Source organism: Microseira wollei NIES-4236 (assembly GCF_020521235.1).
Taxonomy (GTDB): domain Bacteria; phylum Cyanobacteriota; class Cyanobacteriia; order Cyanobacteriales; family Aerosakkonemataceae; genus Microseira; species Microseira wollei.
In genome coordinates this window covers 1-2,673 of the sequence record NZ_BLAY01000381.1, presented here as the reverse complement: position 1 = coordinate 2,673, position 2,673 = coordinate 1, and the positions used below count along the sequence as shown (strand labels likewise).

General features: G+C 45.5%; 2 protein-coding genes. Both read left to right on the top strand.

What is annotated here, in order from left to right; translation table 11 throughout:
* The coding region (locus MiSe_RS48490) for a zinc ribbon domain-containing protein (protein WP_226594607.1) at positions 1 to 396 on the top strand (396 nt) is incomplete at its 5' end.
* Positions 397 to 892: 496 nt separating this feature from the next.
* Complete coding sequence (gene ltrA, locus MiSe_RS48485) at positions 893 to 2,551, top strand: group II intron reverse transcriptase/maturase (RefSeq protein ID WP_226594605.1); 1,659 nt, start codon at positions 893 to 895, stop codon at positions 2,549 to 2,551.
* Positions 2,552 to 2,673 lie beyond the last annotated feature (122 nt).

Below are 2,673 nucleotides of genomic sequence, written 5' to 3'. Positions count from 1 at the left end.
GGACTCAATAAGTCAATTCTTTCTGTTGGGTTTAGTACGCTCAATAAAATGATGGCGTACAAAATCGAACAAAAAGGTGGTTTGATGCTGATACTGCCTACAAAACAAATAAAACCATCACAGCGCTGCCCTAACTGTGGAATAGTCCATAAAGATTGGGCTTCTTTATCAAATCGCTATCATGTTTGTAGTGATTGCGGATTTGAAATACCTCGCGATAGAGGTTCTGTGATGGTTTTATATAACGTTGCGACTAATTCGCAACCGGGGTTAGGAACTAGCCTGCGCGACCTGAACTGGTCGTTTAGTACGGGGAGCCGACACCCCTATGGGTTTCACACCCCATACCCTCATGGAAAAGACTCTTCGGAGTCCGGTCACATCCCCAGTAAATAATGAACAGGATGGAATGCAGACCCCAAACGTAACCAAAGCTGGTAGCCTAAATTGGTCAGGAGCTAGAGGGAAAAGTTTCTAATGGTGAACGAAAGTGAACTGACATATAAACTGCGTGATTCCTAAAAATGCCAAATAAGGCTGATAGGCATTAACCAAAAGGTAAATGGGTTGAACAAATGGGTAGGCTATCCATTTGTTGTGTGAACTACATTCCCATCGCAGAAGAGTTAGCACCTAAAGGAAACGAATAAAACTAAGCGATCCAACAGGGTAAGCCCTACAGAGTCTAAGAGAGGTCGATTACTTTTAGTAGGTCTGAGGCAACAAAGACGGAACTCTCTGGAGGGTAAAGGATGGAAGAGAAAGCGAATGCTGGTTGGTAACGAACCAGATAGGGGTTGAAACATCACCTCTGACCGAAAGGAAAGCTGACTTCTTCTGGGTCTTATACGGAAGGAACGAGACAAGGGAATCCAATCTGAGGACAAGTTAGATGGTGTCATCACTGACAACAAACGGACTGAAGAAACAGCTTGAAGACTGGAACCAGGTTAACTGGAAGAAGGTTAACAAGCTCGTGAGAAACCTACGTCAAAGAATCTTTCGTGCGAGGAAACTTGGGGACTTCCGTAAGCTACGGAGCTTGCAGAAGTTAATGCAAAGAAGTTACGCAAATTTGCTGCTGTCAGTTCGACGCATCACTCAGACCAACCAAGGTAAGGCAACGGCAGGCATTGATAAAGAAGTTATCAATACCCCAGAGCAACGAGTGACCCTGGTAAACAATTGGGAAGGGGGAAACCTCAAACCGACCCGAAGGGTAGAGATACCAAAGCCCAACGGGAAGTTTCGACCGCTCGGCATCCCGACCGTGCGCGACAGAATCGAACAGGCAATAGTAAAGAACTCACTAGAACCCGAATGGGAAGTCGTATTCGAGCAACACTCCTACGGATTCCGACCGGGAAGAAGCTGTCAGGATGCCATTGAGCAATGTTTTATTAGAACTTGCATGAGTAATACGGGCAGAGACACTTGGGTTCTAGAAGCTGACATCAAGGGATTCTTCGACAACATTGCCCATGAATCCATCCTGAACATGATGAGTAATTTCCCAAACAGAGAACTCATCAAAGGATGGTTAAAAGCGGGTTTTGTGTTCCAAGGGAAGCTAAACCCAACGGAACAAGGCACACCACAAGGTGGCGTTATTTCGCCACTACTAGCCAACATTGGATTGCATGGCTTAGAAACATTTATAAAAGTCACCAATCCGAAACTTGGGGTGGTACGATATGCCGATGACTTTATTGTTACGGCTAGAGACAAGGAAAGTCTCGAAACTGCCCAAAACCTGATACAAGCATGGATGTCAAAACGAGGTCTTGAGCTAAGTACTGAGAAGACGGTCATCACGTCAATGGAAGATGGCTTCGACTTTCTGGGGTTCAATTCCCGGCACTACAAGGGAAAACTACTAATCAAACCATCCAAAAAGAAGGTTCTTGCCTTCTGTAAGCGGTTGGGGGAGGAAATTAGAAACCTGAGTAGTGTAGAACAGGAAGTACTTATCAGAAAGCTCAATCCAATTCTCAGAGGTTTTGCTAATTACTACAAAGGGGTGATAAGCAAAGAAACCTTTAGCTATATCTCATATCGGATATGGCAATACCTTTGGCGTTGGGCAAAGCGTAGACACCCCAACAAAAATGCAAGATGGGTACGCAAGCGCTACTTCAAGACCGTTAAAGGCAACCAGTGGATTTTCGCTTGCACTACAAGCGACAGACGTGGAAAAGACAAAGGACTTATCCTCTACCAAATCGCATCTACTCCCATTGAACGTCATATAAAAGTCAAAGGTAACGCTAGCCCAGACGACCCTTCGCTAAAAGAATATTGGGACAAACGCCACCAGAAACTTGGAAAAACTCGCTTTAATAAAGGCACTAAGCTTTTCACAGTAGCAGAAAACCAAGGCTGGAAATGCCCGGAATGTGGCGAACCACTATTCAACGGAGAGGAAATCGAAACCCATCATATAGTACCTGTTGCTGAAGGCGGAACGGACGACGCGGAAAACCTCCAGCACCTACACAAACCGTGTCACATGCAGGTACATAAAACCCAAGTTAAATCTCGTCTGAGATAAGGCTTGAGCCGTGTGAGCGCGAAAGTCTCATGCACGGTTCTTAGGGGAGGGAAGAGGGGTGACTCTCGAACCTCACCCGACCGTAGACTACGGATGTTTTAGCTCTACCAATTCGACGAGTA